Origin of the sequence: Micromonospora sp. NPDC005205 (genome assembly GCF_040608275.1) — a bacterium.
Taxonomy (GTDB): domain Bacteria; phylum Actinomycetota; class Actinomycetes; order Mycobacteriales; family Micromonosporaceae; genus Micromonospora.
In genome coordinates this window covers 231,966-238,808 of sequence record NZ_JBEXHV010000012.1, presented here as the reverse complement: position 1 = coordinate 238,808, position 6,843 = coordinate 231,966, and the positions used below count along the sequence as shown (strand labels likewise).

General features: G+C 70.8%; 5 protein-coding genes. 2 read left to right on the top strand and 3 right to left on the bottom strand.

Annotated elements, in window-relative coordinates; genetic code table 11:
* Together ABZU43_RS22445 and ABZU43_RS22440 are read right to left on the bottom strand one after the other, a co-directional pair.
* A partial coding sequence (locus ABZU43_RS22445; RefSeq protein WP_355008434.1) for a glycogen/starch synthase occupies positions 1 to 158 on the bottom strand: 158 nt, incomplete at its 3' end.
* Positions 159 to 294: 136 nt separating this feature from the next.
* The gene (locus ABZU43_RS22440) at positions 295 to 2,238 is read right to left on the bottom strand and encodes an amylo-alpha-1,6-glucosidase (protein WP_355008423.1); all 1,944 of its coding nucleotides are present in this window, start codon (positions 2,236 to 2,238) and stop codon (positions 295 to 297) included.
* 42 nt (positions 2,239 to 2,280) lie between these two features.
* Between ABZU43_RS22440 and ABZU43_RS22435 the strand changes: the two genes are divergently transcribed.
* On the top strand, positions 2,281 to 4,986 hold the full coding sequence (locus tag ABZU43_RS22435; RefSeq protein WP_355008422.1) for a glucosidase: 2,706 nt from the start codon (positions 2,281 to 2,283) through the stop codon (positions 4,984 to 4,986).
* Between the two features lie 206 nt (positions 4,987 to 5,192).
* Positions 5,193 to 5,666 carry a hypothetical protein gene (locus ABZU43_RS22430; RefSeq protein ID WP_355008421.1) on the top strand — a complete coding sequence of 158 codons (474 nt, stop codon included), beginning with the start codon at positions 5,193 to 5,195 and terminating at the stop codon, positions 5,664 to 5,666.
* Positions 5,667 to 5,802: 136 nt separating this feature from the next.
* On the opposite strand, the gene ABZU43_RS22425 is transcribed toward ABZU43_RS22430, so the two are convergent.
* A complete protein-coding gene (locus ABZU43_RS22425; RefSeq protein WP_355008420.1) occupies positions 5,803 to 6,807 on the bottom strand; it encodes an NAD-dependent epimerase/dehydratase family protein in 1,005 nt (334 codons plus the stop codon).
* Positions 6,808 to 6,843 lie beyond the last annotated feature (36 nt).

The window sequence follows — 6,843 nt, the reverse complement described above, 5'->3', positions numbered from 1 at the left end:
ACGGTGACTTCGTGGCCGGCGGCGGCGAGGGCGACGGAGAGGGCGTGCACGTGTCGGCCGAGGCCGCCGACGAGCACCGGCGGGTACTCCCAGGAGAGCATCAGCACCCGCAGCTGTCGGGCGGGGTTGATGTCGATCACGTGGGCATCGAGTGACATGCGGCCCCCTTTGAATTGTCCCCGGGCGCGCGCCGACCGACACCGAATTGATGTCGCCGTCGCGTCTGGATCGAGGCCAATCCTGCCGGGATCGCGATAACCAGCGGCGACACCACCGTTGCGGTCGTGTAAAGCGCTACTGGCTCTTTCGTCGCACCCGCAGCAGTTCGGCCACCGACCATGCCTGGAACGGGCACCCGGTAGCGGTGTGCGGCGCGAGGCCATCTGCCGTCTCGCTAACTGAGCCTAACCCATATTCCATCAAATGAGCCTCAATGCCGACGAAAACGTCATCGACGGACATCTTCCCCCGGCGGGCCGCGTCCACGTACGGGCCGAGCAACCACGGCCACACCGTGCCCTGGTGGTAGCCCCCGTCCCGCTCGGCCGGGCCGCCCCGGTGCCGGCCCACGAACTCGGCGGAATCCGGGGCCAGACTGCGCGGCCCGAGCGGGGTGAGCAGACCGCCCCCGACCCGCCGCACCGTCGCCTCGTCCGGCTCCATCGGCGCGTACGGCAGCGACCAGGCCAGCAGCTGGTTGGGACGCAACGCGTCGTCGTCGTGCACCGCGGCGCCACCCAACGGGTACGCCGGCGCGGGCGCGTCCAGCACGTCGTGCAGCCAGCCGGTCGGGGCCGGGAACCGCTCCCGGAACGAGGCGGTGGCCTGCCGGTGGAGTCGCCACAGCTCGTCGGCGTCCTGCCCGGCCAGCTCGGCCAGCTCCGCGAGCCCGGCCAACCCGTTGATCCACAACGCGTTGACCTCGACCGGCTTACCGGTCCGCGGGGTGACCGGCACCCCGTACACCCGGGCATCCATCCAGGTCAGCGCGGTGCCGGCGGCGCCCTGGGTGAGCAGCCCGTCGGCCGGGTCGACCCGGATCCCGTACCGGGTGCCGGCGGTGTGCGCGTCGATGACCGTGCGCAGCGCCGGCAGCAGCTCGTCGCCGAGGTCGGTGTCGCCGGTGACGGTGACGTGCCGGCTCACCGCGTGCAGGAACCACAGCGTGCCGTCGACGGTGTTGTACTCCACCCGACCGGTGTCGGCCGTGTTGGCGAGCATCCCCTCGGACAGCGTCGCCGCGTACGCCCGCAGCAGCTCCCGACCCTCGTCGGCGCGACCCGTGCAGAGGAGCAGCCCCTCGTACGAGATCATCGTGTCCCGCGACCACGCCCCGAACCACGGGTACCCGGCCACCACGTCGACCGCCGCCTGGTCGGTGCGCACCACGAACGCGTCGGCGGCCAGCGCCAGGGTGCCGTCCACGTCGTCGGCCGGTTTCGCCGTCGCCACCACCCGCCGGTTGCGCCGCCGGGCCGTCGCCACGATCTCCGTGCCCGGCGGCGGCTCCTCGTCGAGCCGACCGGCCCAGGCCCGCACCGACACCGTGTCGCCGGGGCGTTCCAGCTCGCCGGTGAAGCGGCCCGCGTACCAGAGATCCTCGTCCGCGTTCAGACCACGGTTGGCCTCCTCGCGGTGGTGCACGCCCAGCCACCACTGCCCCTCGGGCGTCCAGCCCGGGCCGGCGAGCCGGTACGCGCCCTCGACCACCGCGCCGTCGGCCACCGCCTCGACCTGCGGGACCGGGCCGTCGGCCCGCCGTTCGCCGTGCGCGTCCCGCCAGGTGCAGGCGGCCGACAGCTCCAGCCGCACGGGACCACCGGCGACCAGTCGGTGCACCACTGCGACGCAGGAGCGGCCGGGCAGCATGGCCAGCTCCCGTTCGATGACCACCGCGCCGATCCGCCACCGCCACCGGGGTAGCCCGTCGACCAGGTCGAAGCGCTCCAACAGCTCGAAGCCGCGCGGGTCCACGTCGCCGGAGGCCCACTCGTGCGCGCCGAGGCGGACCCGCGCGCCGGACGGCAGGGTGACCGCCGGATCAAGACTCACAAGTCCCACCTGACGGGACGCCGGCGTTTCGCCGGGAACCACCAACAGGCCGTGGTAGCGACGTGTCCGCAGCCCGCCGACGGTGCCCATCGCGTAGCCGCCGAGGCCGTCGGGGACCAGCCACTCCCGGCTGGCCGCGCTGGTCAGATCGCCGCAGACCTGCGGGCCGAACCGAATGTCGATCAAGTTTCCTCCACCGGCGGCAACGTGTAACACGCCACGACGAGAATGGCCGCTGTGGTCAAGTACCGCGGCGACGTCAAAGATGTGCACGTGATCACTGACCGATCGTCCTCCGACGCCTCGCCACCCGACGCTGAGCGGCTCCGGCTCGCCCAGGCCGACTCGGGGGAGCAGGACTGGCGTGCATGGGGTCCCTATCTGTCCGAGCGGGCGTGGGGGACGGTACGGGAGGACTACAGCGAGCACGGTACGGCCTGGGACTACTTCCCGCATGACCATGCGCGGTCCAGAGCCTACCGGTGGAATGAAGACGGGATGGCCGGCGTCTGCGACGACCGACAGACCTTCGCGTTCGCGCTCGCCCTCTGGAACGGCAAGGACCCGATCCTCAAGGAGCGGATGTTCGGCCTCGGCGGCGACAGCGGCAACCACGGCGAGGACGCCAAGGAGTACTGGTGGTACGAGGACTCCACGCCCACCCACTCCTGGATGCGCTGGCGCTACCACTACCCGCAGGCCGCCTTCCCGTACGACGAACTCGTCGCGATGAACGCGTTGCGCGGCCGCGACGACACCGAGTACGAGCTGGTCGACACCGGGATCTTCGACGACGACAGGTACTGGGCGGTGACTGTCGACTACGCCAAGGCGTCCCCGACCGACCTCTGCATGGTGGTGACCGTCGCCAACCGGGGCGACCAGGCGGCCACCCTGCACGTCCTGCCCACCCTGTGGTTCCGTAACACCTGGTCCTGGGGTCTGCCCGGCGGCGACCGGATCCCCCGGCTGACCGGCCAGGGCACCCGCCTCGTCGGCGAACACCGGGTGTTCGGCCAACTGCTGCTGGAGGGCGACGGCGGCCCGGTGCCGCTGCTCTGCGACAACGACACCAACGCCGAACGACTCTGGGGCCTGCCCGGCCGCTCCCCGTACCCGAAGGACGGCATCAACGACCACGTCGTCAACGGCGCGGCCACTGTCAACCCGGCCCGGGAGGGCACCAAGGGGGCGCTGCACTACGTGCTCGACGTGCCGGCCGGCGGGCAGCGCCAGATCCGGTTGCGGCTGACGCGCACCGCGTCGCCGCCGGCCGCCGCGCCGCCGCCCCCGGCCGACCTCAGTGACGGCTTCGAGGCCGTGGTGTGGGCGCGGCGGGCCGAGGCGAACCGCTTCTTCGCCGGAGTGATCCCGCCGGCCGCCACCCCCGACGAGGCGCTGGTCGCCCGGACGGCAATCGCCGGGCTGATGTGGGGCAAGCAGTTCTACCACTTCGACGTCAAACGGTGGCTCGACGGCGACCCGGGCTCGACACCGCCGGCCGGGCGTCGGCACGGGCGCAACAGCGCCTGGTGGCACATGACCAGCTTCGACGTCATCTCCATGCCCGACCCGTGGGAATACCCCTGGTACGCGGCCTGGGACCTGGCGTTCCACTGCGTGAGCATCGCCCGGGTCGACCCGGGCTTCGCCAAGGAGCAGATCCTGCTCCTGCTCCGCGAGTGGTACCTGCACCCCAACGGGCAGATCCCGGCGTACGAGTGGGCGTTCGGTGACGTGAACCCGCCGGTGCACGCGTGGGCGGCGCTGAAGGTGTTCGAGATCGACGGCGGCCGGGACTACGAGTTCCTCGCCCGGGTGATGCACAAGCTGCTGCTCAACTTCACCTGGTGGGTCAACCGCAAGGACACCGGCGGCAACAACGTCTTCGAGGGCGGCTTCCTCGGGCTGGACAACGTCGGGCCGTTCGACCGCTCGGCGGCGCTGCCGGTCGCCGGGGTGCTGGAGCAGTCCGACGGCACCGGCTGGATGGGCATGTACGCGCTCAACCTGCTGGACATCGCGATCGTGCTCGCCGAACACGACCGGACCTGGGTGGACACCGCCACCAAGTTCTTCGAGCACTTCGCGTACATCGCCGCCGCCGCGTACGAGCAGGGGTTGTGGGACGACGAGGACGCCTTCTTCTACGACGTGCTGCGCCTCGCCGACGGCACGAAGGTGCCGCTGAAGGTCCGCTCCGTCGTCGGGCTGCTGCCGTTGGCCGCCACCACCCGGCTCACCGCCCGGACCCTGCACCACCTACCGGAACTGGGCGCCCGGCTGCGCTGGTTCCTCACCAACCGCCCCGAGTACGCGCAGGTGATCGGCACCCGCCGGCTGGGCCCCGACGGCCGGCAGCAGCGACTGCTGTCCATGGTCGGCCCGGAGCAGGTGGTCCGCCTGCTCGCCCGGATGCTCGACCCGGACGAGTTCCTCTCCGACTTCGGCCTCCGTACGCTGTCCCGCGCGCACCTGGACAAGCCGTTCTCGGTCAACCTCGGCGGGCAGGAGTTCTCCGTCGGCTACGAGCCTGCCGAGTCGACCAGCGGACTGTTCGGGGGCAACTCGAACTGGCGCGGTCCGATCTGGATGCCGACGAACTTCCTGCTGATCAGCGCGTTGCGCGACTACGCGGCGTTCTTCGGCGACGACCTCCAGGTGGAGTACCCGACCCGCTCCGGGGTGAAGCACACCCTGGACGAGATCGCCGACGACCTCTCCGCCCGGCTGATCTCGCTCTTCACCCAGGACGACTGGGGTCGACGGCCGATCTACGGTGCCGCTCAGATGTTCCAGACGCACCCGGACTGGCGCAACCTGATCGCCTTCCCCGAGTACTTCCACGGCGACAACGGGGCCGGCCTGGGCGCCTGGCACCAGACCGGCTGGACGGCCCTGGTAGCCGACCTGATCCTCACCCTCCGCCGCTGACCCCCGAGCGCGCTGCCCGCCCTCGGCCCCCGCCCCGCCCCGAGCGCGCTGCCCGCGCGCTGTCGCAAGATCGGCGCAACTTCCCTGATGCTGCTGTCTCGGCGCGGTCCAAGGCAGCAACATCAGGGAAAGTGCGCGGATCTTGCGGGCGGCGGGCAGTTCGCGCAGGGCACCTATGTGTGGGCCATTCACTATCGTGATCGGCCATGGGGGAGTCGGAGTCGGTGAAGCCGGTGGGCGAGTTGCAGGTCCTCGGTCAGTCGCGGGTCTGGCCCGGCATTGCGATACCGGGCGTGATCCTGCTCGTGATGATCGCTGTCGGGGTGCTCTTCGACCTGTTCAGCTGGCCCGCCCTGGTCTTTGGCGCCGGGTCGACCATTGTCGCCTTCCAGCGCTTACGAAACGCGGTGTTCGCTGACGACCTGGGGCTGCTGGTCCGCGATCGCAAAGGCTTGCGGCGTTCGTACGCCTGGGATGAGATCGAGCGCATGGGCTGGGTGGACCAGGGGATGTGGGGGGCCAACCTGGCGGTCAACCCCCGAGGCGGTCCCTACGACGTGCCGGGGCCCAACGCGTCCATCAATGTGGGGCGCATCTGGCGCCCCGGCCGTCGGCGCTCCGTGGACCCCGTGCCCGAACTGCTCAAGACCCATGGCATCAAGGCGTTGTTCGATCAATAGGTAGCTGACGAGGCGCCCGGCCCCGACATGATCGTGCTCGATCCAGGATCTAGTGGCCTCCCAGCGCCAGCGACACCACTACACCATGGATCGAGCACGATCATGCGGGTGCGGCGAATCGCTGGCGTGGGCTGCGTCAGGTGGTGACCACGCCGAGCTTGATGAGGCTGTCGGCGGTGTCGGTGATGGTGCTTTCCACCGGACGGGGCCGCCAGCCGAGGACGCTACAGGCCTTGTCGTTGCTGATCACCGGCACCTGACCCTGGAGGGCGGCGGCCTCGCGGAGCGCCGGCTCCGTCTTTGCGGCCTCCCGGACCTCGTCGTCGCTCAACTCCCGGGTCGGCACCCGATCGGCCAGGCTCGGCAGGTGCCGCGCGAGCATCGTCGCCAGATCGAGGAAGCTGATCGACGGCCCGCCGACACCGATGAACCGTTCGCCGGCGGCGTCCGGGTGCAGCATCGCGCGCAGGTGCAGGTCGACCACGTCCCGGACGTCGACCACCCCGAAGTACATCCGGGGTACGACCGGCATCGCCCCTTGCAGGAATGCCTGCACCAGGCCGGTGGAGGCGGACACCCGCGATCCGAGTAGGGGGCCGAAGATGCCGGTCGGGTTGACGACGCTCAGCTCGACGCCGCCGTTGTTCCGGACGTGGTCCCAGGCCGCGCGTTCGGCGAGCGTCTTCGAGCGGTGGTACGCCGGGATGTCGTCGTCCACGTTCGTCCAGTCCGCCTCGGTGTAGCGGCCGTCGGGCTTCACGGTGTAGCCCACCGCCGCGTACGACGAGGTCAGCACCACCCGGCGTACCCCGGCCTCGCGGGCGGCCCGCAGGACGCGCAGCGCTCCGTCGCGGGCCGGCCGGATCACCTCGTCGTCGTTCTCGGGTGGGATGAACGGGAACGGTGACGCGTGGTGCAGCACGTACCGCACTCCGGCTACCGCTTCGGCCCAGCCTTCGTCGGCGGAGAGGGCCGCGGTGCGGAACTCGACCCGGCCGTCCGGGTTCGTGCCCGCCTGCCGGACCCGGTCGAGCACCTCGTCGCTCTGGCCCGGCTCGCGGACGGTGACCCGCACCCGGTAGCCCTCGTCGAGCAGTCGGGAGACGGAGTGCCCGCCAAGATGACCTGTCCCACCGGTCACCAGTACCACTGCATCGTCGGTGGAACGTAGTTGAAG